Source organism: Pseudomonas sp. SLBN-26, assembly GCF_006715895.1.
Lineage (GTDB): Bacteria > Pseudomonadota > Gammaproteobacteria > Pseudomonadales > Pseudomonadaceae > Metapseudomonas > Metapseudomonas otitidis.
In genome coordinates this window covers 3,629,895-3,652,023 of sequence record NZ_VFOB01000001.1, presented here as the reverse complement: position 1 = coordinate 3,652,023, position 22,129 = coordinate 3,629,895, and the positions used below count along the sequence as shown (strand labels likewise).

The 22,129-nt window shown below is 68.1% G+C and carries 18 protein-coding genes; all 18 read right to left on the bottom strand.

Going from position 1 to position 22,129, the window contains the following annotated elements; genetic code table 11:
- Positions 1-46: 46 nt before the first annotated feature.
- The 18 genes from urtD to FBY21_RS30320 all read right to left on the bottom strand — a co-directional run bounded on the left by urtD (position 47) and on the right by FBY21_RS30320 (position 21,924).
- Positions 47-901: an urea ABC transporter ATP-binding protein UrtD gene (gene urtD / locus FBY21_RS16815; protein WP_074973797.1), complete on the bottom strand. Its 855-nt coding sequence runs from the start codon at positions 899-901 to the stop codon at positions 47-49.
- On the bottom strand, positions 901-1,977 hold the full coding sequence (urtC, locus tag FBY21_RS16810) for an urea ABC transporter permease subunit UrtC (protein ID WP_044411128.1): 1,077 nt from the start codon (positions 1,975-1,977) through the stop codon (positions 901-903). The genes urtD and urtC overlap by 1 nt, the downstream gene beginning before the upstream one ends.
- Positions 1,977-3,542: an urea ABC transporter permease subunit UrtB gene (gene urtB, locus FBY21_RS16805; RefSeq protein WP_142012485.1), complete on the bottom strand. Its 1,566-nt coding sequence runs from the start codon at positions 3,540-3,542 to the stop codon at positions 1,977-1,979. The genes urtC and urtB overlap by 1 nt, the downstream gene beginning before the upstream one ends.
- Before the next feature lie 118 nt (positions 3,543-3,660).
- Positions 3,661-4,929 carry an urea ABC transporter substrate-binding protein gene (gene urtA / locus FBY21_RS16800; protein WP_044411134.1) on the bottom strand — a complete coding sequence of 423 codons (1,269 nt, stop codon included), beginning with the start codon at positions 4,927-4,929 and terminating at the stop codon, positions 3,661-3,663.
- 230 nt (positions 4,930-5,159) lie between these two features.
- Positions 5,160-5,756 carry a MarC family protein gene (locus tag FBY21_RS16795; protein ID WP_044411137.1) on the bottom strand — a complete coding sequence of 199 codons (597 nt, stop codon included), beginning with the start codon at positions 5,754-5,756 and terminating at the stop codon, positions 5,160-5,162.
- Positions 5,757-6,130: 374 nt separating this feature from the next.
- A complete protein-coding gene (locus FBY21_RS16790; RefSeq protein ID WP_142012482.1) occupies positions 6,131-8,920 on the bottom strand; it encodes a hybrid sensor histidine kinase/response regulator in 2,790 nt (929 codons plus the stop codon).
- Positions 8,921-9,037: 117 nt separating this feature from the next.
- Entirely contained in the window at positions 9,038-10,327 is a 1,290-nt protein-coding gene (gene purD / locus FBY21_RS16785) for a phosphoribosylamine--glycine ligase (RefSeq protein WP_069565380.1), read from the bottom strand.
- Positions 10,328-10,460: 133 nt separating this feature from the next.
- A complete protein-coding gene (purH, locus tag FBY21_RS16780) occupies positions 10,461-12,068 on the bottom strand; it encodes a bifunctional phosphoribosylaminoimidazolecarboxamide formyltransferase/IMP cyclohydrolase (RefSeq protein ID WP_142012480.1) in 1,608 nt (535 codons plus the stop codon).
- Positions 12,069-12,155: 87 nt separating this feature from the next.
- Positions 12,156-12,476, bottom strand: a complete 321-nt coding sequence (gene fis / locus FBY21_RS16775) for a DNA-binding transcriptional regulator Fis (RefSeq protein ID WP_044411145.1) — start codon at positions 12,474-12,476, stop codon at positions 12,156-12,158.
- Positions 12,473-13,468, bottom strand: a complete 996-nt coding sequence (dusB, locus tag FBY21_RS16770) for a tRNA dihydrouridine synthase DusB (RefSeq protein WP_044411146.1) — start codon at positions 13,466-13,468, stop codon at positions 12,473-12,475. Before dusB ends, fis begins: the two co-directional genes overlap by 4 nt.
- Before the next feature lie 169 nt (positions 13,469-13,637).
- Entirely contained in the window at positions 13,638-15,038 is a 1,401-nt protein-coding gene (locus tag FBY21_RS16765) for a DUF3426 domain-containing protein (protein ID WP_142012478.1), read from the bottom strand.
- Between the two features lie 83 nt (positions 15,039-15,121).
- Positions 15,122-16,000 (bottom strand): 50S ribosomal protein L11 methyltransferase, encoded by an 879-nt coding sequence (gene prmA / locus FBY21_RS16760; RefSeq protein WP_142012475.1) that lies wholly within the window; start codon positions 15,998-16,000, stop codon positions 15,122-15,124.
- A 34-nt stretch (positions 16,001-16,034) separates the two neighbouring features.
- Positions 16,035-16,898 (bottom strand): EI24 domain-containing protein, encoded by an 864-nt coding sequence (locus FBY21_RS16755; protein WP_160158609.1) that lies wholly within the window; start codon positions 16,896-16,898, stop codon positions 16,035-16,037.
- 72 nt (positions 16,899-16,970) lie between these two features.
- The gene (gene accC, locus FBY21_RS16750) at positions 16,971-18,314 is read right to left on the bottom strand and encodes an acetyl-CoA carboxylase biotin carboxylase subunit (protein WP_044411155.1); all 1,344 of its coding nucleotides are present in this window, start codon (positions 18,312-18,314) and stop codon (positions 16,971-16,973) included.
- Positions 18,315-18,331: 17 nt separating this feature from the next.
- Positions 18,332-18,802 (bottom strand): acetyl-CoA carboxylase biotin carboxyl carrier protein, encoded by a 471-nt coding sequence (accB, locus tag FBY21_RS16745; protein WP_044411158.1) that lies wholly within the window; start codon positions 18,800-18,802, stop codon positions 18,332-18,334.
- A 25-nt stretch (positions 18,803-18,827) separates the two neighbouring features.
- Positions 18,828-19,271: a type II 3-dehydroquinate dehydratase gene (gene aroQ / locus FBY21_RS16740; protein ID WP_044411161.1), complete on the bottom strand. Its 444-nt coding sequence runs from the start codon at positions 19,269-19,271 to the stop codon at positions 18,828-18,830.
- 115 nt (positions 19,272-19,386) lie between these two features.
- Positions 19,387-21,159 (bottom strand): protein-disulfide reductase DsbD, encoded by a 1,773-nt coding sequence (gene dsbD / locus FBY21_RS16735; protein ID WP_142012471.1) that lies wholly within the window; start codon positions 21,157-21,159, stop codon positions 19,387-19,389.
- A gap of 177 nt (positions 21,160-21,336) precedes the next feature.
- Positions 21,337-21,924 (bottom strand): methyl-accepting chemotaxis protein, encoded by a 588-nt coding sequence (locus FBY21_RS30320; protein WP_371321028.1) that lies wholly within the window; start codon positions 21,922-21,924, stop codon positions 21,337-21,339.
- Positions 21,925-22,129: the final 205 nt, after the last annotated feature.

The window sequence follows — 22,129 nt, the reverse complement described above, 5'->3', positions numbered from 1 at the left end:
GCGCAGGGTGGATGGGAAAGGCGTCATCCACCCTGGGGTTCGTTCCTCAGCGGCCGAGGTACACCTCGATCACCTGTTCGTTGGCCTGGACCTGGGCGAGGGAGCCTTCGGCCAGGACGTGGCCCTGGTGGAGCACGGTGACGTGGTCGGCGATGGTGCCGACGAAGCCCATGTCGTGCTCCACCACCATCAGCGAGTGCTTGCGCGCGAGGCCCTTGAACAGCTCGGCGGTGAACTCGGTCTCGGCGTCGGTCATGCCCGCCACCGGTTCGTCGAGCAGCAGTAGCTGCGGGTCCTGCATCAGCAGCATGCCGATCTCCAGGAACTGCTTCTGACCGTGGGAGAGCAGGCCGGCGGGGCGCTGGCGCGCGCTGTCCAGGCGGATGGTGGCGAGCACTTCGTCGATGCGGTCCTGCTGCTCGCCGGTGAGGCGGGCGCGCAGGCTGGCCCACACCGACTTGTCGGTCTTCTGCGCCAGCTCCAGGTTCTCGAACACGCTGAGGGCTTCGAACACCGTGGGCTTCTGGAACTTGCGGCCGATGCCGGCCTGGGCGATCTCGACCTCGCTCATGCGGGTGAGGTCGAGGGTTTCGCCAAACCAGGCCTGGCCGGTGTCGGGGCGGGTCTTGCCGGTGATGACGTCCATCAGGGTGGTCTTGCCGGCGCCGTTGGGGCCGATGATGCAGCGCAGCTCGCCGACGCCGATGTACAGGTTGAGGTCGCGCAGGGCCTTGAAGCCGTCGAAGCTGACGCTGATGTCCTCCAGGGTGAGGATGGTGCCGTGGCGGGTGTTCAGGCCCTGCCCGGCGGCCTGGCCGAGGCCCAGGGCATCGCGGCCGCTGCCGGCGTCGCGGTTGGGGTCGAGGATGGGTTCGAGCATGAAGTCCGGGGTGGCGCGCATCACTTGTCCTCCTTCTTCAGCAGGCCGATCACGCCCTTGGGCAGGTACAGGGTGACGAGGATGAACAGCGCGCCGAGGAAGAACAGCCAGTACTCGGGGAAGGCCACGGTGAACCAGCTCTTCATGCCGTTGACCAGCCCAGCGCCCAGCAGCGGGCCGATGAGCGAGCCGCGCCCGCCGAGGGCGACCCAGACGGCGGCCTCGATGGAGTTGGTGGGGGACATTTCGCTGGGGTTGATGATGCCCACCTGGGGCACGTACAGCGCGCCGGCCAGGCCGCAGAGCACGGCCGACAGTACCCAGATGAACAGCTTGTAGCCGCGCGGGTCGTAGCCGCAGAACATCAGCCGGTTCTCGGCGTCGCGCAGGGCGGTGAGCACCCGGCCGAACTTGCTCCGGGCCAGGCGCCAGCCCAGCAGCAGGCTGGCCACCAGCAGGGCGACGGTGGCGAGGAAGAGCACGGCGCGGGTGCCGGGGGCGGTGATGTCGAAGCCGAGGATACGGGTGAAGCCGGTGAAGCCGTTGTTGCCGCCGAAGCCGGTCTCGTTGCGGAAGAACAGCAGCATGCCGGCGAAGGTCAGGGCCTGGGTCATGATCGAGAAGTACACGCCCTTGATCCGCGAGCGGAAGGCGAAGAAGCCGAACACCAGGGCCAGCAGGCCGGGGGCGAGCACCACCAGGCACAGGGCCCAGAGGAAGCTGGAGGTGCCGGCCCAGTACCAGGGCAGTTCGTTCCAGGCGAGGAAGCTCATGAAGGCCGGCAGGCCGTCGCCGGCGCTCTGGCGCATCAGGTACATGCCCATGGCGTAGCCGCCGAGGGCGAAGAACAGCCCGTGGCCGAGGGACAGCAGCCCGGCGTAGCCCCAGACCAGGTCCAGGGCCAGGGCGACGATGGCGTAGCAGAGGATCTTGCCCACCAGGGTCAGGGTGTAGGCCGAGACCTGCAGCGGGCTGTCGGCCGGCAGCAGGTGCAGCAGCGGCAGGGCGATCAGCACGGCTAGCACCAGGGCGCCGACACCGAGGGTGACTTTCGGGCCGGCCTTTTGCGCGGCGGTGAGGGTCAGGGGCTGGTTCATCAGTCGATCACCCGTCCTTTCAGGGCGAAGAGGCCCTGGGGCCGCTTCTGGATGAAGAGAATGATCAGCGCGAGGATGAGGATCTTGCCCAGCACGGCGCCGATCTGCGGTTCGAGGATCTTGTTCGCCACCCCCAGGCCGAAGGCGGCCATGACGCTGCCGGCCAGTTGGCCGACGCCGCCGAGCACCACCACCAGGAAGGAGTCGATGATGTAGCCCTGGCCCAGCTCCGGGCCGACGTTGCCGACCTGGGACAGGGCCACGCCGCCGAGCCCGGCGATGCCGGAGCCGAGGCCGAAGGCGAGCATGTCCACGCGGCCGGTGGGCACGCCGCAGCAGGCGGCCATGTTGCGGTTCTGGGTGACGGCGCGGACGTTGAGGCCCAGGCGCGTGCGGTTGAGCAGCAGCCAGGTCAGCGCCACCACGAACAGGGCGAAGCCGATGATGACGATGCGGTTGTACGGCAGCACCAGGTTGGGCAAAACCTGGATGCCGCCGGAGAGCCAGGCCGGGTTGGCCACTTCGACGTTCTGCGCACCGAACACCACGCGCACCAGCTGGATGAGGATCAGGCTGATGCCCCAGGTGGCCAGCAGGGTTTCCAGCGGGCGGCCGTAGAGGTGGCGGATCACCGTGCGCTCCAGGGCCATGCCGATGGCGGCGGTGACGCAGAAGGCCACCGGCAGGGCCACCAGGGGGTAGAGGGCGAGCAGGTCGGGGGCCAGGCGCTGGAAGGCGAGCTGCACCACGTAGGTGGTGTAGGCGCCGAGCATGAGCATTTCGCCGTGGGCCATGTTGATCACCCCGAGCAGGCCGAAGGTGATGGCCAGGCCCAGGGCGGCCAGCAGCAGGATGGAGCCCAGGGACAAGCCGCCGAAGGCCTGGCCAAGCACTTCGCCCAGCATCAGCCGGCGCTTGACCTGGGCCAGGCTGGTCTCGGCGGCGGTGCGCACGCTGGCGTCGGTTTCCACCGACGGGTCGAGCAGCGCTTCGAGGCGGGTGCGGGCCAGCGGGTCGCCGGTCTCGCCCAGCAGGCGCACGGCGTTCAGGCGCACCGCCGGGTCGGGGTCGACCAGTTGCAGGTTGGCCAGGGCCAGGGACAGGGCGTCGCGCACGGCGCCGTCCGCTTCGGCCACCACGCGGGCATTGAGCAGGGCGAGCTGCGCGGGCTTGGCGCTCTTCTGCAGTTCGCGGGCGCCGGCCAGGCGCAGGGCCGGGTCGCTGGCGAGCAACTGGTGGCTGGCCTGGGCGGTGATCAGCAGGCCGCGCAGGCGGTTGTTCAGGCGCAGCTTCTTCGGCGTGCCGGCGGGTGCGGCGTCACCTTCGAGGGCCTGCCAGGCGCCTTCGCGCTCGACGAACGCCTGCTTGGCGTCGATGGCGAAGCGGCCCTGCTGCAGGGCGTCCAGCAGGGGCTGGCGGGCGGCGTCGGGCTCGGCGGCCCAGCGTTCGAGCAGCCGGGCCTGTTGCGTGGGGTTGGCGGCGGCGAAGTCGTTGGCATCGCCGGCCCGCGCGGCCAGGGGCAGCAGCAGGGCCAGGGCGAGCAGGATCCGGTAGAGGGCAGGCATGGAGGCTTCCTTGGTGGCACCGTGAGCCCCCTCTCCCGGGGAAGGGAGAGGGATGGGAAGCGGCGGCGCGCGGCGTCACCGCTCCCTGGCCCCTCTCCGCAGGGGAGAGGGGAGTCGGTCAGTTGCTCTTCACCGCGTAGTCCGGCTTCTTGTCGTTGCCGGGGATGAAGGGGCTCCAGGGCTGGGCGCGCAGGGGGCCTTCGGTCTGCCAGACCACGGAGAACTGACCGTCGTCCTGGATCTCGCCGATCATCACCGGCTTGTGCAGGTGGTGGTTGGTCTTGTCCATGGTCAGGGTGTAGCCGGAGGGGGCGGCGAAGGTCTGCCCGGCGAGGGCCTCGCGGACCTTGTCGACGTCGGTGGTGCCGGCCTTCTCGACCGCCTGGGCCCACATGTGGATGCCGACGTAGGTGGCTTCCATGGGGTCGTTGGTCACGGCGGTCTGGTAGTTGGGCAGGTTCTTGGCCTTGGCGTAGGCCTTCCACTGCTCGACGAACTTGGCGTTGACCGGGTTATCCACCGATTCGAAGTAGTTCCAGGCGGCCAGGTGGCCCACCAGCGGCTTGGTGTCGATGCCGCGCAGTTCTTCCTCGCCCACGGAGAAGGCGACCACCGGCACGTCGGTGGCGGCCAGGCCCTGGTTGGCCAGCTCCTTGTAGAAGGGCACGTTGGAGTCGCCGTTGACGGTGGAGATCACCGCGGTCTTGCCGCCGGCGGAGAACTTCTTGATGTTGGCGACGATGGTCTGGTAGTCGCTGTGGCCGAAGGGGGTGTAGACCTCTTCGATGTCCTTGTCGGCGACGCCCTTGCTGTGCAGGAAGGCGCGCAGGATCTTGTTGGTGGTGCGCGGGTAGACGTAGTCGGTGCCCAGCAGGAAGAAGCGCTTGGCGCTGCCGCCGTCTTCGCTCATCAGGTATTCCACCGCCGGGATGGCCTGCTGGTTGGGCGCGGCGCCGGTGTAGAAGACGTTGGGCGAGAGTTCTTCGCCTTCGTACTGCACCGGGTAGAAGAGCAGGCCGTTGAGCTCCTCGAACACCGGCAGCACGGACTTGCGCGATACCGAGGTCCAGCAGCCGAAGACCACGTCGACCTTGTCCTTGGTCAGCAGCTGGCGGGCCTTCTCGGCGAACAGCGGCCAGTTGGAGGCGGGGTCCACCACCACCGGTTCGAGCTTCTTGCCGTTCACCCCGCCCTTGGCGTTGATTTCATCGATGGTCATCAGCGCCATGTCCTTGAGCGAGGTCTCGGAGATGGCCATGGTGCCGGACAGCGAGTGCAGGATGCCGACCTTGATGGTCTCGGCGGCCTGGAGGGTGAAGGGGAACAGGCCGGTGAGCACCAGTGCGCTGGCGGCGAGGGTGGACTTCAGGAACGGACGGCGCTTCATGTAAAGCCTCCTTGGCTGTTCATGGGAACAGGGATGGGACCGATTTGGGGACATGAGTACGGTCATCTGTACTGCTGTCAGTCCAATGGCAGCATCCGTGCCAAGAGCGGCAAGCGGTTGTTCTGGAAGGATTTTGTTGGTTTTGAAGGGGGTGACCCGGGAGTCGGCGCGCCTCATTGCGGTGCGCGCCGCCAACCTGGGCACTCGGTCAGGTATGGCCCTGCACGGTTTCAGGGCGCGAGGTAGTTCTTCACCCCGGTGAAGATGATCTGGGCGGCGAGGGCGCAGACGAACAGGCCCATCAGGCGGCTGACGATCTGCAGGCCCTGCTCGCCGAGGATGCGTTCGATGCGGTTGGAGAGGTAGAGCACCACGCCGACGGTGACGCTGGCGAGGGCGATGGCGGCGAGGGCGGTGAACTTGTCGTTCCAGTGCACGTGGCCGGCGCCCATCACCAGCATGGCGCCGATGGTGCCGGGGCCGACGGTGAGGGGGATGGTCAGCGGCACGATGGTGACGTCCTGCTGGACGTTGTCGGCCTGCACCGCCGGCTTGCCCTGGGCCATGCCGAGGGCGGAGATGAACAGCACGGCGCCGGCACCGATGCGGAAGGCGTCGATGGTGATGCCGAAGACGTTGAAGATGGCCTGGCCGAACAGGTAGAGCAGGGCGCTGGCCACCAGGGTGCCGAGGGCGACCTTCCAGGCGAGCTTCTTGCGCTCCTTCACCGTGTAGCCCCGGGTGAGGCCGATGAAGCAGGAGAGGACGAAGAAGGGGCTGTAGAGCACCAGCATCTTCAGGTACAGGCTGAACATCGTGGAGAGCATCGGACGGGCTCGCGAGGAAACGGTGGTGTGAGTGTAGGAGCCGCCGGGGGCCGCACCCGTTGATCCGGGTCGCCCTGGCGAGGGGCAATCATACGCCGGCACGCCGCCGGATGTGGGGGGCGCGTCGTGTCAGCACGGCGTGGGTGCCGGACGTGGCGCGGGGCAGGTGCGGGGTGGCCGTAGGGCGGGCGTAGGGTGGGCTTCAGCCCACCGCTCTCCCGGAGCCAGGTACATCGGCATGCCATGCCCGCCCCCGTCTGGTGGATGAAAAGAGCGTCATCCACGCAGTGGTCATGTTCGTGCGGGCGTGAGGCCTGTGGGGGCGATTTCATTCGTGATCGGAATCCCGGGCTGAAGCCCGGGCTACGAGCGAGTCAGGAATGCAGGGCGCTGCCCGGTTCGCGCAGGCGGCGCAGTTCCTTCTCGGCGGCCCAGTGCTCGATGAGTTCGCGCAGCTGGGACAGCTCCACCGGCTTGGCCATGTGGCCGTCCATGCCGGCCTGGCGTGCGCGCTCCTTGTGCTCGTTGAGGATGTGCGCGGTGAGGGCGACCACCGGGGTGCGCGGGCGCTGGGCGTCGCGCTCCCAGTCACGGAGCATTTCGGTGGCGGAGAAGCCGTCGAGCACCGGCATCTCGCAGTCCATCAGCACCAGGTCGTACTGGCGCTCCTTCATGGCGCTGAGGGCTTCCTCGCCATTGCTGGCGGTGTCCGGCTGCAGGTTGAGCTTGCTCAGCATGCCGCGGATGACCTTGGTGGAGATGCTGTTGTCCTCGGCGACGAGGATGCGGAAGTCGCCGGGGACGTTGAGCGGCGAGCTGACCTGGGAGCCGGGGAGGGTGGCGGCGCCGCCGGCGGCGCGCTGGACCAGTTCGTCGGCCAGGGTGGTCTTGAGGGTGTAGCCGGCCACCGGCTTGGCGAGGATGCGCTTGATGCCGGCGTTGCGGGCGATGATCTTGCTCGGCGCGTTGCTGATGCCGGTGAGCATGATGATCAGGATGTCGTGGTTGAGGCTCGGGTCTTCCTTGATCTTGGCGGCCAGCTGCATGCCGGTCATGCCGGGCATGTCCTGGTCCAGCAGAACCACGTCGAAGTATTCGCGCAGGTGGGCCTTGGTGCGCAGCAGGGCCAGGGCTTCCTTGCCGGACGGCACGGCGCTGACCTGCAGGCCCCAGGCGCTGCATTGCTGCACGAGCACCTTGCGGCAGGTGTCGTTGTCGTCCACCACCAGCAGCCGCGCGCCTTGCAGCGGGCCGTCGAGGTCGGAGGCGGGCTGTTCCAGGCGCTGGGCGTCCAGGGGCAGGGTCAGCCACAGGGTGCTGCCCTGGTTGCCGCCGCTCTGGATGCCGAAGTCGCCGTGCATCAGGCGCACCAGCTGGCGGGCGATGATCAGGCCGAGGCGGCCGCCGAGCTTGGTGGCGGAGAGGAAGTCCTTGCTGTGCAGCTCGGCGTTGAGCAGGGCATCGCGCTCGCCGGCTTCCAGGGGGCGGCCGCTGTCCTGCACGGCGATGCGCAGGCGCGGTTCGGCGCCGCTGGTGTCCAGGGCCACCACCAGCAGGATCTCGCCTTCGTCGGTCTGCTTGAAGGCGTTGTCCAGCAGGCTCAGCAGCACCTGGCGCAGGCGCGTCGGGTCGCCGCCCACCACGCGCGGCACCTGGGGCTGCATGAAGCTGATGAGCTCGACCTTCTGCTGCTCGGCCTTGGCGCGGAAGATGTCCAGGCAGTCGTCGATCAGGGCGTTGAGGTCGAACTGCACGTCGTCCAGTTCGATCTGCCCGGACTCCAGCTTGGAGATGTCGAGGATCTCGTTGATCAGGGTGAGCAGCTCGTTGCCGGAGCTGTGGATGGTCTGCACGTAGTCGCGCTGCTTGGCCGACAGCGGGGTGCCCAGCAGCAGCTCGGTCATGCCCAGCACGCCGTTCATGGGGGTGCGGATCTCGTGGCTGATCTTGGCCAGGAACTCGCCCTTGGCCTTGAGTTCGGCAGAGCTGGCGGCCAGTTCGCGGCTGACCACGAAGTCGTCGAGGAGGATGCGCCGCTGGCGCTCGCTCATGGCCATGCTCATCAGCACGCCGCTGACGCTGGTGACGCTGAGCAGGCCGAAGGCCAGCCACTCCGACCGCACGGCCCAGTAGCCGAACAGCGCCGGTAGCGAGCCGAGGAACGCCACGCAGAACACCAGCAGCGCCAGGGTGAACAGGCGCGCCGGGCGGTAGCCGGACCGCCAGTGGTGCACCGCCACGCCGAAGATGCTGAGCCCGGTGACGGCGCCCATGCCGTAGACCAGCTGGTTGAACTGCAGGTCGGTGGCCACCAGCAGGAGCAGGCCGGTGATGCCGATCACCACGGCTTCGCTGAGCAGCAGGCCGTTGAGCGGGGTGTCGGGGCAGACGCGGCGGAAGAAGCTGCCGGTGAAGGCCAGAGCGCAGACCATGGCGGCCAGCATGGAGAGGTTGGCCAGCTGCGACTGGGCGCCGGGCCAGAAGTCCAGCCAGGGGCTGCTGATGCCCAGCAGCGCCAGGGCGGTGGCGATGATGCACAGCTGGGTGGCGGCCAGCCACAGGCTGCAGGCGGCGCGGGCGTAAGCGAAGCGCAGGACGTTGTGCAGCACCAGCATCACCAGGCTGCCCAGCAGCAGGCCGAAGAGCAGCGGGCGGCTGTCGTCGGCGGCCATCAGCGCGGCGCTCTGCAGGCTGATGGTGGGGCGCAGGGCGTGCTCGGAGGAGAGCCGCAGGTAGAGGTCCAGGGGCTCGCTGCGCTGGGGCAGCGGCAGCAGGAAGTCGCGGCTGGGCAGCGGTCGCTCGGCGTAGGGCAGGCGGCTGCCGGTGCGGATGTGGTCGATCACCTCGCCGTCCTGCACCACGTACAGGTCGAGGTAGGAGAGGTAGGGGGCGAAGACCCTCAGCAGCCGTTCGTGCTGGCCGGCCGGCAGCGGGTAGTGCAGCCAGAGGGCGCTCTCGCCGCCGGGGGTGTAGAGGCGGTCGAGGTCGACGGGGGTGAACTGGGCGATGGATTGCTGGGCGCGGACGTCGTCCAGCTGGAGGCTGGCGGTGGGGTCGAGCAGGGCGCTCCAGCGCGGCGCCTCTGCGGCGTGCAGGGGATGCAGGCACAGCAGGGTCAGCAGCAGGCTGACGCAAAGTCCTATGGCATTCCTGAGCCGGCGCACGGCGAGGTCCCTTCATGAATGAGTGGCCGGATTATAGCCAAGGCCCAGCCGGCGGAATATGACAAAGGCGGCCACTTGGGCCGCCTTTGCGAGGTTTTACCGGAACTTTACCTACCTTCAGCCTTCGCCGCGTTCGCGGGCGATGGCGCGGTAGCCGATGTCCTTGCGGTAGAAGCAGCCGTTCCAGCGGATCTTCTCCGCCAGGCGGTAGGCCTGCTGCTGGGCGTCGGACACGCTGGCGCCGATGGCGGTGGCGCAGAGCACGCGGCCGCCGGCGGTGACCACCTGGCCGTCCTTGAGGGCGGTGCCGGCGTGGAACACCTTGCCGTCGAGGGCGGCGGCATCGGCCAGGCCTTCGATGACGTCACCCTTGGCGTAGTCGCCCGGGTAGCCGCCGGCGGCGAGGACCACGCCCACAGTGGGGCGCGGGTCCCAGGTGGCTTCCACCTTGTCCAGGGCCTTGGCCAGGGCGGCCTCGACCAGCAGGACCAGGGAGCTTTCCAGGCGCACCATGATGGGCTGGGTTTCCGGGTCGCCGAAGCGGCAGTTGAACTCGATGACCTTGGGCGCGCCGCTCTTGTCGATCATCAGGCCGGCGTAGAGGAAGCCGGTGTAGACGTTGCCTTCCTCGGCCATGCCGCGAACGGTGGGGTAGATCACCTCGTCCATCACGCGCTGGTGCACGGCGGGGGTGACCACCGGGGCGGGGGAGTAGGCACCCATGCCGCCGGTATTGGGGCCGGTGTCGGCGTCGCCGACGCGCTTGTGGTCCTGGCTGGTGGCCATGGGCAGCACGTTCTGGCCGTCGACCATGACGATGAAGCTGGCTTCCTCGCCGTCGAGGAACTCTTCGATCACCACGCGGGCACCGGCGTCGCCGAAGGCGTTGCCGGAGAGCATGTCACGCACGGCGTCCTCGGCTTCGGCCAGGGTCATGGCGACGATCACGCCCTTGCCGGCGGCCAGGCCGTCGGCCTTGACCACGATGGGGGCACCCTTCTCGCGCAGGTAGGCCAGGGCCGGCTCGACTTCGGTGAAGTTCTGGTAGTCGGCGGTGGGGATCTTGTGGCGGGCGAGGAAATCCTTGGTGAAGGCCTTGGAGCCTTCCAGCTGGGCGGCGCCGGCGGTGGGGCCGAAGATGGCCAGGCCACGGGCGCGGAACAGGTCGACCACGCCTTTCACCAGCGGGGCCTCGGGGCCGACGATGGTCAGCTGCACGTTGGCAGCGGCGAAGTCGGCCAGTTGCTCGATGGCCAGCACGTCGATGGCGACGTTCTCGCACTTGGCTTCGGTGGCGGTGCCGGCGTTGCCCGGGGCGACGAAGACCTTGGCGACGCGCGGGTCCTGGGCCACTTTCCAGGCCAGGGCGTGTTCACGACCGCCGCTGCCGATGATCAATACGTTCATTGCGTTTTCCTCGAGGAGGCGGGCCAGGGGCCCCGATGGTGGATGAGAAGAGCGTCATCCACCCTACAAAAGCGTTCAGACACGAAAGTCGAGGGTGCGATCGGGCAGGCGAGTACCTGCCCGAGTGCGACCGTTAGTGTCTGAAGTGGCGCATGCCGGTGAACACCATCGCAATGCCGGCCTCGTCGGCGGCGGCGATGACTTCGTTGTCACGCATGGAGCCACCCGGCTGGATGACGGCGGTGATGCCGGCCTTGGCGGCGTTGTCGATGCCGTCGCGGAAGGGGAAGAAGGCGTCGGAGGCCATGACTGCGCCCTTGACCTCGAGACCGGCATGCTCGGCCTTGATGGCGGCGATGCGGGCGGAGTTGACGCGGCTCATCTGGCCGGCGCCGACGCCGACGGTCTGGCGGTTCTTGGCGTAGACGATGGCGTTGGATTTGACGAACTTGGCCACTTTCCAGGCGAAGATCAGGTCGTGGATCTCCTGCTCGCTCGGGGCGCGCTGGGTGACTATCTTCAGGTCTTCCGCCTTGATCATGCCGATGTCGCGGCTCTGCACCAGCAGGCCGCCGTTGACGCGCTTGAAGTCCCAGCCCGGGGCGCGCTCGGCCGGCCACTCGCCGCACTCCAGCAGGCGTACGTTGGCCTTGGCGGCCACCACGTCACGGGCGGCGGCGGAGATTTTCGGGGCGATGATCACTTCGACGAACTGGCGCTCGACGATGGCCTTGGCGGTTTCGCCGTCCAGCTCGCGGTTGAAGGCGATGATGCCGCCGAAGGCGGATTCGGTGTCGGTGGCGTAGGCCAGGTCGTAGGCTTTGCGGATGCCGCCTTCGTCTTCCGGGACCACGGCGACGCCGCAGGGGTTGGCGTGCTTGACGATGACGCAGGCCGGCTTGACGAAGCTCTTCACGCATTCCAGGGCGGCGTCGGTGTCGGCCACGTTGTTGAAGGACAGTTCCTTGCCCTGCAGCTGGACGGCGGTGGAGACGCTGGCCTCGCCCTTCTTCGCTTCCACGTAGAACGCCGCGCTCTGGTGCGGGTTCTCGCCGTAGCGCATTTCCTGGGCCTTGACGAACTGGCTGTTGAAGGTGCGCGGGAAGGCGCTGCGGTCTTCGGTGGACAGGGTGTCGCGGGCCTGGTCGATGGTGCCCAGGTAGTTGGCGATCATGCCGTCGTAGGCGCTGGTGTGCTCGAAGGCCTTGAGGGCCAGGTCGAAGCGCTGGGCGTAGGTCAGGCCGCCGGCCTTGAGGGATTCGACGATGCCGGCGTAGTCGCTGGCGTTGACCACGATGGCGACGTCCTTGTGGTTCTTCGCGGCGCTGCGGACCATGGTCGGGCCGCCGATGTCGATGTTCTCGATGGCGGTGGGCAGGTCGCAGTCAGCCTTGGCGACGGTGGCCTCGAAGGGGTAGAGGTTGACCGCCACCAGGTCGATCGGCTTGATGCCGTGCTGCTCCATGACCGCGCCGTCCAGGTTGCGGCGACCGAGGATGCCGCCGTGGATCTTCGGGTGCAGGGTCTTCACGCGGCCGTCCATCATTTCCGGGAAGCCGGTGTAGTCGGCGACTTCCACGGCGGCGACGCCGTTGTCCTTGAGCAGCTTGTAGGTGCCGCCGGTGGAGAGGATCTCCACGCCCAGGGCAGCCAGTTCACGGGCGAACTCGAGAATGCCGGTCTTGTCGGAAACGCTGATCAGGGCGCGGCGAACGGGGAGGCGGGTGGTCTGGTCGGTCATGTCGATGTCCATCGGAGCAGGGGAATCAGTAAAAAAGGGCGGCCTTTGATGTTCTCGGGGGCCGCCCTTTCTTTATCGAATACGTGCTTACAGGAGGTCGTACTGCTTGAGCTTCTTGCGCAGCGTGCCCCGGTTGAGGCCGAGCATCTCGGAGGCTTTGGTCTGGTTGCCCTTGACGTAGTTCATCACGGTTTCCAGCAGCGGGGCCTCCACTTCGGAGAGCACCAGGTTGTAGACGTCCGTGACCGTCGCGCCCTCCAGGTGGGCGAAGTAGTTGTGCAGTGCCTTCTCGACGCTGCCGCGCAGGGTCTGGCCCTCGGCGGTCGGTGTGGTCAGGTGCTGTTTCAGGTTGGCGTTGTCGCTCACGGGTGTTGCCCCATCAAAAAAATTCTCGGTCATCGTCGTCATGCGGCCTTATCCCCTTCGTTGTGACGCTCGGCGAAAAATTGCCGAACGCTGGCGCACTGCGCGTCCGTGGACTCCAAACGATTGAACTGGGCGCGAAACTCCCTGGCGCCCGGCAGGGTTGCGAGATACCAGCCGACATGCTTGCGGGCGATGCGTACGCCCATCACTTCGCCATAGAAGGCGTGCAGTGCGGCAAGGTGCTCCAGCAGGATCTGTTCCACCTCTTCAAGCCCCGGCACCGCCAGCAGTTCGCCGGTGGCCAGGTAGTGCGTGATCTCGCGGAAGATCCAGGGTCGCCCCTGGGCCGCTCGACCGATCAGCAGGGCATCGGCACCGGTGGCGTCGAGGACCTGTCTGGCTTTCTGTGGCGAGTCGATGTCGCCGTTGGCAAAGACCGGGATCGACACCGACTGCTTGATCGCAGCGATGGTGTCGTACTCGGCTTCGCCGGTGTACAGGTCGGCCCGGGTGCGACCGTGAACGGCCAGTGCCTGGATACCCGACTCTTCGGCGATCCTCGCCACGGCGATGCCGTTCTTGTTGTCGCGGTCCCAGCCGGTGCGGATCTTCAGCGTGACCGGGACATCGACGGCCTTCACCACGGCGTCGAGGATGCGTGCCACCAGGGCTTCATCCTTCATCAGCGCGGAACCGGCCGCCTTGTTGCAGACCTTCTTCGCCGGACAGCCCATGTTGATGTCGATGATCTGGGCTCCGAGCGCCACATTGGCCCTGGCCGCCTCGGCCAGCATCTCCGGGTCGCCGCCGGCGATCTGCACCGAACGGGGCTCCGGGTCGCCTTCATGAAGCAGGCGCAACCGGGACTTGCGGCTGTTCCACAGGCGCACGTCGCTGGTGACCATCTCGGAGACTACCAAGCCGGCACCCAGGCGACGGCAAAGCAGACGAAACGGACGGTCGGTCACGCCCGCCATGGGGGCGAGTATCACCTGGTTGGGTAGGGCATACGGGCCGATGCGTACCGCCGACATGGGTCTTCCCTGCCTGTGGGGCCGGATCTTGGTCTACGAAAAAGGGTGGGCATCATACCCGCTCTCGATGACCGGATAAAGGTTGTTTTGAACAAATTCTGAACAGTGCCGAGCTTATCGCCAGGGGTTCTGGCAAGGCCCTGGAGCGGCGTCCGGCGGGCCTGTCAGGCTATTCCGGGGAGTGGAAGCTCAGGCTGTAATTGACCGCCTTGGCACCGGGGTCAAGGATGTCCAGCGAGATGTGGATCGGCGTCTGCGGCGGCATTTCCGTCTGCCCGGCCAGCTCCCCGCCAAGGTATTCGCCGGGCTTGAAGCGACGGTTGGCGAGCAGTTGCCCGTTGATGTCGGCGAAGCGCAGTTCCAGCAGCGGGAAGGGCTGGGAGAAGGCCGCGCGGTTGTAGATGATCGCATCCACCACCAGGGCGCCGGTGAAGTCCGGGTGGCTGCGCACCACCAGGTTGCTGCTCTTGATCAGGTTGACGTCGACCTTGGAAGGCAGGCGGCAGCCGATCTCGGGGCAGAGCTGCTCGAACCAGGGGCGGTACTGGTCGGTGCGGGCCAGTTCGTCGAAGTGGTACCAGACGTACTGGAAGCCCAGGGCGAGGCCGCCGATCAGGTTCAGCAGGCCCCAGCCGATCCAGCGGCCCCAGGGTTTGCGCGGGGCTTGCCATTCCAGTTGCAGGGGCTCGTCGTCCAGGTCCAGCAGGCCCTTGTCGCGCAGGCTCGGTTCGTTGCGCGGCGGGCTGCGGGTCACGACGGGCTCGGTCGGCGCGTCGTCCAGCGGTTCGTCAACGTCGTCCTCGTCCTGTTCCTGCGCGGCGGTGCGGCCGGGGGCGGGGAGATCCGGTTCGTCATCGGGCTCGTCGTCGCGGGCCGAGCCGATGCTCGGCAGCGGGTCGTCCTCTTCCTCGACAGCGGCCAGGTTGAGCGCAGGTTCGCGGCGCTCCGGCTCGGCCGGGCGCGGCGGCGGCACGGGTGCCTGGGGGGCGGAGGCGGTGGGGCGTTGCTCGGCGTGCAGCAGGGCTTCGGCCCAGCGTTCGTCGTAGCGTTGTTCGGGATCGTCACGCTGGCCAAGCAGCTGTTCGCCCGGCTTGGGGGCGGCCTGCAGGGCCATGAATTCGCGGGAGAGCTTGAGTTCTTCCTGCTCCAGCTTGGCCAGTTCCTCGTCGAGGTCGAGGCTGTCCAGGTCCAGGTCGTCGTGGATCCACAGGGTGTTCTTGTCGCCGCTCTTGCCGCTGGGGGCCGGCGTTGCGGCAGCCTGGGGCTTGAGCACGGTGGCGACGCTGGGCACGCTCGGAGCCGGAGCCGGAGCCGGAGCCGGAGCCCGGGGGGTGGGTGGCGTCGCGCTCGGAGCAGCCGGGCGAGCGGGTGGCGTGGCTGCAGCCGGGGCGGTCGTCGTCGGGGCCGAGGCTTCCTTCGCCGCCAGGCTCCCCAGCAGTTGCTTGGCCGCGTTGAACACATGCAGGCACGCGCCGCAGCGCACCGCGCCATGGGCCGCCGCCAGCTGGGCGCGGGTCACGCGGAAGCTGGTCTGGCAATGGGGGCACTGGGTGACGAAGCTATCGGTCATGCGGCGGTCCGGGCAAAACGACGCGCTAGTCTACCAACTCGCCACGTCGCTGGCGCATTCCTGCTGTGCATCCTTTGCGGGCCTCAGCGACGAACGCCGCTGATGCGCACCCAACCGTCCTTCTCGGCGGTCGGGTCCAGCTCGAAGGCGTCGGCATAGGCCGCGCGGACCTCCTCGGCCTGCTCGGCGAGGATGCCCGACAGTGCCAGGCGGCCGCCGGCCTTGACCAGCGCAGTGATCTGCGGCGCCAGGGACACCAGCGGGCCGGCGAGGATGTTGGCCACCACCACGTCGGCCGGCTGTTGCGGCATGTCGCCGGGCAGGTAGACGGGGAACAGGGCCGGGTCGATGCCGTTGCGCGAGGCGTTGTCGCGGGAGGCCTCCAGGGCTTGCGGGTCGATGTCGGTGCCCACCGCCTGGCGCGCGCCCAGCAGCAGGCCGGCGATGGCGAGGATGCCGGAGCCGCAGCCGAAGTCGATCAGGTCGCAGCCGCCCAGTTCCTGGCCGTCGAGCCATTCCAGGCACAGCGCGGTGGTCGGGTGGGTGCCGGTGCCGAAGGCCAGGCCCGGGTCCAGCAGCAGGTTCACCGCGTCCGGCTCGGGGGCGTCGTGCCAGCTCGGGACGATCCACAGGCGGCGGCCGAAGCGCATGGGCTGGAAGTTGTCCATCCAGCTGCGCTCCCAGTCCTGGTCTTCGATGCGCTCGATCTGGTGCTGCGGCAGGGCGCCGCCGGTGAGTAGTTCGAGGTGCGCCACCAGCGCCGTCTCGTCGGTGTCGGCCTCGAACAGGGCCAGCAGGTGGGTGTGGGACCAGAGCGGGGTGGTGCCGAGGTCGGGCTCGAAGATCGGCTGGTCTTCGGCGTCCATGAAGGTCACCGAGACGGCGCCGACTTCCAGCAGGGCGTCTTCATAGGTTTCCGCCTGATCCGGGGTGATGGCGAGACGGACTTGTAACCAGGGCATGGCGAAACCTCGATGCGGCGTGGAGAAGGGGCTCTTACGGGGCGGGCAAGCTTACTTGAGGCTCGGGTGCCGTGCCAGCCGCGGCGTCCAGGCGGTCGAGGCCGCGGTAGGCGAGGTGGCAGACGCCGCTGCCGAGCAGGGCCGGGAGCAGCAGATTGAGCACGGGAACCACCGCCAGCATGAGGATCAGCAGGCCGAAGGCGATGAGGGCGCCGCGCTGGGCCCGCACCACGCGCATCTGTTCGGCGCCACTGGCCAGTCCGGCGAGGGCGTCGGGCACCAGGAAGCGCACGTTCAGGTAAGCCAGCAGCATCAGCATCAGGACGCCGTTGACCACGGGGATCAGCAGGCAGAGCAGCGGGCCGATTCCGATGCCGATGCCGAGGCCCAGCCAGGGGCCGAGGTGGTAGCGGCCGGCGCGCAGCAGGTCGGTGGCGGCGGGTTGGCGCTGGAGCTGGCTGGGGTAGTGGCTGCGGGTACGGGTCTTCAGGCGCCCCATCAGCACCCAGCGCAGGCTGAGGCGGATGCTGAGCACCACGGCGCCGGCGTAGAGCACGACCACGATGGCCACTGCCAACAGTGCGGCGTAGACCGCCATCAAGGCCAGGGCCGGGGCGATGTTGGCCATGGCGCTGATGGTCGCCGGGCCGCCGCTGACGCTTGGGAGCAACCCGAGGGCGGCAGCGCCCATGATCACGAAGGAGGCGATCAGCCCGGCGGCCTTGGCGATGAACTCGAAGTGGATATAGAACAGCCAGCCCCAGAAGCTGGTCATCAGCAGGCAGAGGCCCGACGAGCCGATGAGGATGCCCGGCCGCAGGCTGGAGCGCAGGGCCAGCCCCAGGCAGATGAAGGCCTCCAGAAAGGCCCGGCCGATGGACTTGAATCTTGCTTTCACGGGCGGGGCATTCCTTTGCGTGGCGGAAATGAAGAAGGGCCGCATTATGCGGCCCTTCGGGGTTCACCAGGCTTACTTCTTGCCCAGTTTGTGCTCGAGGTAGTGAATGTTCACGCCCCCTTTGCAGAAACCCTTGTCGCGGGTGAGGTCGCGGTGCAGCGGGACGTTGGTCTTGATCCCGTCCACCACGATCTCGTCGAGGGCATTGCGCATGCGCGCCATGGCCTCGTCGCGGTCCTTGCCGTAGGTGATCAGCTTGCCGATCAGCGAGTCGTAGTTCGGCGGTACCGAGTAGCCGCTGTACAGGTGCGAATCGACGCGCACGCCGTTGCCACCCGGGGCGTGGAAGTACTTCACCTTGCCCGGGGAGGGCATGAAGTTGTCCGGGTCTTCGGCGTTGATGCGGCACTCCAGGGCATGGCCACGGATGACCACGTCTTCCTGCTTGATCGAGAGCTTGTTGCCTGCGGCGATGCTGAGCATCTCCTTGACGATGTCGACGCCGGTGACCATCTCGGTGACCGGGTGCTCCACCTGGACGCGGGTGTTCATCTCGATGAAGTAGAAGCGGCCGTTCTCGTAGAGGAACTCGAAGGTACCGGCACCGCGGTAGCCGATCTCGATGCAGGCCTGGACGCAGCGGGCCAGCACTTCGGCGCGGGCCTTCTCGTCGATGCCGGGGGCGGGGGCTTCTTCCAGCACCTTCTGGTGGCGGCGCTGCAGGGAGCAGTCGCGGTCACCCAGGTGGATGGCGTTGCCCTGGCCGTCGGAGAGTACCTGCACTTCCACGTGGCGCGGGTTGGTGAGGAACTTCTCCAGGTAGACCATGGAGTTGCCGAACGCGGCACCGGCTTCGGTGCGGGTCAGCTTGGCCGACTTGATCAGCTCGTCGGCGCTGTGCACCACGCGCATGCCGCGACCACCGCCGCCACCAGCGGCCTTGATGATCACCGGATAGCCGACGTCCTCGGCGATCGCCAGGGCGGTCGCTTCGTCTTCCGGCAGCGGGCCGTCGGAGCCCGGCACGGTCGGTACGCCGGCCTTCTTCATGGCGTCCTTGGCGGACACCTTGTCGCCCATCAGGCGGATGGTGTCGGCTTTCGGGCCGATGAAGGCGAAGCCGGAGTTCTCCACCTGCTCGGCGAAGTCGGCGTTCTCGGCGAGGAAGCCGTAGCCCGGGTGGATCGCGGTGGCGCCGGTCACTTCGGCGGCACTGATGATGGCCGGGATGTTCAGGTAGGACTGGGCGGCGGGTGCCGGGCCGATGCAGACGGTCTCGTCAGCCAGGGACAGGTGCATCAGCTCGCGGTCGGCCGTGGAGTGCACCGCTACCGTCTTGATGCCCAGCTCCTTGCAGGCGCGCAGGATGCGCAGGGCGATCTCGCCACGGTTGGCGATCAGGACTTTTTCCAGCATCACAGGCTCTCCGCGGTTCAGACGATGGTGAACAGCGGCTGGTCGTACTCAACCGGCTGACCGTTTTCCACGAGGATGGATTCGATCACGCCACTGGCTTCGGCTTCGATGTGGTTCATCATCTTCATCGCTTCGACGATGCAGAGGATGTCGCCTTTCTTAACGGTCTGGCCGACTTCGGCGAAGTTGGCCGAGGTGGGGGAGGCGGCGCGGTAGAAGGTGCCGACCATCGGCGAGCGGACCACGTGGCCGTTCAGCTTCGCAGCAGCCGGGGCAGCGTCGGCTGCCGGAGCCGGGGCAGCAGCCGGTGCGGCGGCAACGGGCGCGGCGACCGGAGCCGGGGCAGCGGCGTAGACCGGCTGGGCGGCCATGGCCTTGTTGCTGTGACGGCTGATGCGCACGGACTCTTCGCCCTCGCGGATCTCCAGCTCGTCGATCCCGGACTCTTCCAGCAGTTCGATCAGTTTCTTGACTTTACGGATATCCATTAATCATCAACTCCCAAGGGTGAGGTCAGGGGCGTTCAAGGTGTTCCAGTGCCGCGTCCAGGGCCAGGCGGTAGCCGGTGGCGCCCAGACCGCAGATCACTCCCACGGCTACGTCGGAGAAGTAGGAGTGATGGCGGAAAGGTTCTCGTTTGTGCACGTTGGACAGGTGCACTTCGATGAATGGGATGCTCACTGCGAGCATCGCGTCACGTAGCGCGACACTTGTATGCGTGAAAGCGGCCGGATTGATCAGGATGAAGTCCACGCCCTCGTTGCGCGCAGCGTGGATCCGCTCGATCAGTTCGTACTCGGCGTTGCTCTGCAGGTGCATTAGGTGGTGCCCGGCTTCGCGGGCGCGGCGCTCCAGGTCCTGGTTGATCTCGGCCAGGGTGGTGGCGCCGTACTTGTCGGGCTCGCGGGTCCCCAGCAGGTTGAGGTTGGGACCGTGCAGGACGAGCAAGGTGGCCATGGGCTGTCTTCCTTATTGGGGCCAGGCGGGACCGTGAAGGATAGTCGTGACTGTCCCTGTGTCGCCAGTAGTCGACACGATGCCCGCAGATTGCGGCAGATTTATGAAGTTCCGCTTATTGACGCGAGCCGGCGCGGGCCAGGTGGTCGGCGAACGCGGCGGCGTGGATCTCTCCTACGACACGCAGATCGGCCCATTCGTCACCGTTCGCCCCGAAGAACAGCAGGGCCGGCGGGCCGAACAGCTTGTAGCGGTCCAGCAGGGCGCGCTGCTCGGCGGTGCTCTCGGTCATGTCGAAGCGCACCAGGCGGTAGCGGCCCAGCTGCGCGGTGACCTCCGGCGCGGTGAGCACCTCGCGCTCGATCACCTTGCAACTGATGCACCAGTCCGCGTACCAGTCCAGCAGCAGCGGTTGCCCGGCGGCCTTGGCGGCGGCCTGGGCGGCCTCAAGCTCGGCCGGCGTCTTCACGGTGATCCAGGCACCGGCGGCTGCCGTGGCCTGGGGAGCGCCGGCCACGCCGGCACGGCCCAGCGGGCGCAGCGGATCGGCCTCGCCCTTGAGCGCGCCGACCCAGGTGGCGCCGGCGTAGACCAGCAGCACCAGCCCGGCGAGTTGCGCCAGGCGCTGGCGCGGGGATTTGGGGCCGAACTCCAGGGTACCGAGGAACAGCGCCACCCCGGCAGCCAGCAGGCCCCACAGGGCCAGGCTCAGCGAGCCCGGCAGCACGCGCTCCAGCAGCCACACCGACACCGCCAGCAGCAGCACGCCGAAGGCATTGCGCACCGCCACCATCCACGGGCCGGAGCGCGGCAGCAGCGCGCCGCCGCCCACCGCGAAGAGCACCAGCGGGGTGCCCATGCCGAGGCCCAGCAGGAACAGTTTCAGGCCGCCGCCCAGGGCATCGCCGCTGGCACTGATATAGAGCAGGGCGCCCGCCAGCGGTGCGGAGACGCAAGGCGAGACCAGCAGGCTGGAGAGCACCCCCAGCGCCGCCGCACCCCAGATCGAACCGCCCTGGGTGCTGCCGGCCAGGCGGTCCAGCGGGCCGGCGAGGAAGCCCGGCAGGCGCAGTTCATACAGGCCGAACATGGCCAGGGCGAATGCCGCGAAGAAGGCCGCGAAGGGCACCAGCACCCAGGCCGATTGCAGGCGCGCCTGCAGGTTCAGCTCAGCGCCGAACACGCCCATCAGCGCGCCCAGCACGGCGAAGCAGGCCGCCATCGGCAGCACGTAGGCCAGCGACAGCACCAGGCCCCGGCCGCCGCCCACCTGCCCGCGCAGCACCACGCCGGAGAGGATCGGCAGCATCGGCAGCACGCAGGGGGTGAAGGTCAGGCCCAGCCCGGCGAGGAAGAACAGCGCCAGCTCGTGCCAGCTCCAGCCCAGCCCGTCGCTCGGCACCGCACCGTCCGGCGCGGCGGCAGACGCGGCGCCGATCTGCAGCGTCTCGGTTTCCGGCGGGTAGCACAGGCCCTTGTCGGCACAGCCCTGGTAGGTCACCAGCAGCTTGAAGGGGCGCTGTTGCGGGTTGTTCAGCGGCAGGTCGACGTCGAGGACTTCGTAGTACACCTCCACGTCGCCGAAGTAGTCGTCGGTCTTGTGCTTGCCCGCCGGCAGTTGCGCCGCGCCCAGGCCGACATCGGCCGGCTCGGTGCGGAACTGGAAGCGGTGCTTGTAGAGGTAGTAGCCCTCGGCGTTGGTGAAGCGCAGCTTGATCGCCGTGGGTGAACTTTCCACCAGGCTGAGGCGGAAGGCCTCGCGCACCGGGAGGAAGTCCTGGCTGTTGTTCAGCGGGGCGCCCAGGGTGGCGCTGGGGCGGCCGTCCAGCAGCCCGGCGACGGCGGGCAGGGTGGCCAGTAGCAGGATGAGGGTCAGCAGACGACGCATGGGACACTCGGCAGGCAAAGGTGCCGGGCATGATAACGGAGCCGGTCCGCGCCCGGCAGGCCGATCCTGTAAGCGGCTTTCTCATCGCGCCGAAAGGTCATGCGCCGTCCCCTTGGGCGCGCCGCCTGCGCCTGGGGCGCGACACGTCGCCGCAGGCCGGCGGGTTTCGATGGCCTGCTAGACGCGGAAGGCCTGCACCGCCTGGTTCAGCTCGCCGCCCAGCTGCAGCAGCTGCTCCGCCTGGTCGCGGCTGCGGCCGATGTGGCGCAGGTTGTCGTCGCCCTGCTGGTGGATCTGCTCGCTGTAGCCCCGGATCTCGCTCACCGCGCCGCTCTGGTTGGCGGTGGCCTCGGCGATCTGCCCGGCGGTGCTGGCGATGGTGCGGATGGCGTCGACGATCTCGTCCAGCGCCCCGTCTGCCGCAGCGGCGCGTGTGGCGGTGGCCTCGGCGTGCTCCACCTGGGCGCGCATGCCCTGCACCGACTGGTGGGCGGCGGTCTGCAGGCGGCCGATGAGTTCCTGGATCTCCCCGGTGGCGCCGGCGGTGCGTTGCGCCAGGGTGCGCACCTCGTCGGCGACCACCGCGAAGCCGCGCCCCTGCTCGCCGGCGCGGGCCGCTTCGATGGCCGCGTTCAGCGCCAGCAGGTTGGTCTGCTCGGCGATGCCGCGGATCACCGTCAGCACGCTCTCGATGGTGGCCGACTCCTGGGCCAGGCGCTCGATGGCGCTGGCGTTGTTCTGCACCTCGCCCACCAGCGTGCGCATGCCGGTCAGGCTCTGGCCGATGATGCGCTGGCCCTGTTCCACCGCACGGCCGGCCGCGTGGCTGGCGTCGGCGGCGTGGGCCGCGTCACCGGCCACCTGCTGGATGGTGGCCTCCAGTTCGCCCAAGGCATCGCGGATCTGCCCGGTGCCCACCGCCTGGCGTTCGGCGCCGTCGTGCAGGCCGCCGTTGAGGCCGGCCAGGGTG

Coding starts and splice junctions, on each gene's coding strand:
- urtD (WP_074973797.1), bottom strand. CDS start 901: ATGCGCGCCACCCCGGACTTCATGCTCGAACCCATCCTCGACCCCAAC.
- urtC (WP_044411128.1), bottom strand. CDS start 1,977: ATGAACCAGCCCCTGACCCTCACCGCCGCGCAAAAGGCCGGCCCGAAA.
- urtB (WP_142012485.1), bottom strand. CDS start 3,542: ATGCCTGCCCTCTACCGGATCCTGCTCGCCCTGGCCCTGCTGCTGCCC.
- urtA (WP_044411134.1), bottom strand. CDS start 4,929: ATGAAGCGCCGTCCGTTCCTGAAGTCCACCCTCGCCGCCAGCGCACTG.
- FBY21_RS16795 (WP_044411137.1), bottom strand. CDS start 5,756: ATGCTCTCCACGATGTTCAGCCTGTACCTGAAGATGCTGGTGCTCTAC.
- purD (WP_069565380.1), bottom strand. CDS start 10,327: ATGAACGTATTGATCATCGGCAGCGGCGGTCGTGAACACGCCCTGGCC.
- purH (WP_142012480.1), bottom strand. CDS start 12,068: ATGACCGACCAGACCACCCGCCTCCCCGTTCGCCGCGCCCTGATCAGC.
- fis (WP_044411145.1), bottom strand. CDS start 12,476: ATGACGACGATGACCGAGAATTTTTTTGATGGGGCAACACCCGTGAGC.
- dusB (WP_044411146.1), bottom strand. CDS start 13,468: ATGTCGGCGGTACGCATCGGCCCGTATGCCCTACCCAACCAGGTGATA.
- FBY21_RS16765 (WP_142012478.1), bottom strand. CDS start 15,038: ATGACCGATAGCTTCGTCACCCAGTGCCCCCATTGCCAGACCAGCTTC.
- prmA (WP_142012475.1), bottom strand. CDS start 16,000: ATGCCCTGGTTACAAGTCCGTCTCGCCATCACCCCGGATCAGGCGGAA.
- accC (WP_044411155.1), bottom strand. CDS start 18,314: ATGCTGGAAAAAGTCCTGATCGCCAACCGTGGCGAGATCGCCCTGCGC.
- accB (WP_044411158.1), bottom strand. CDS start 18,802: ATGGATATCCGTAAAGTCAAGAAACTGATCGAACTGCTGGAAGAGTCC.
- aroQ (WP_044411161.1), bottom strand. CDS start 19,271: ATGGCCACCTTGCTCGTCCTGCACGGTCCCAACCTCAACCTGCTGGGG.
- dsbD (WP_142012471.1), bottom strand. CDS start 21,159: ATGCGTCGTCTGCTGACCCTCATCCTGCTACTGGCCACCCTGCCCGCC.
- FBY21_RS30320 (WP_371321028.1), bottom strand. CDS start 21,924: ATGCGCACGCTGGTGGGCGAGGTGCAGAACAACGCCAGCGCCATCGAG.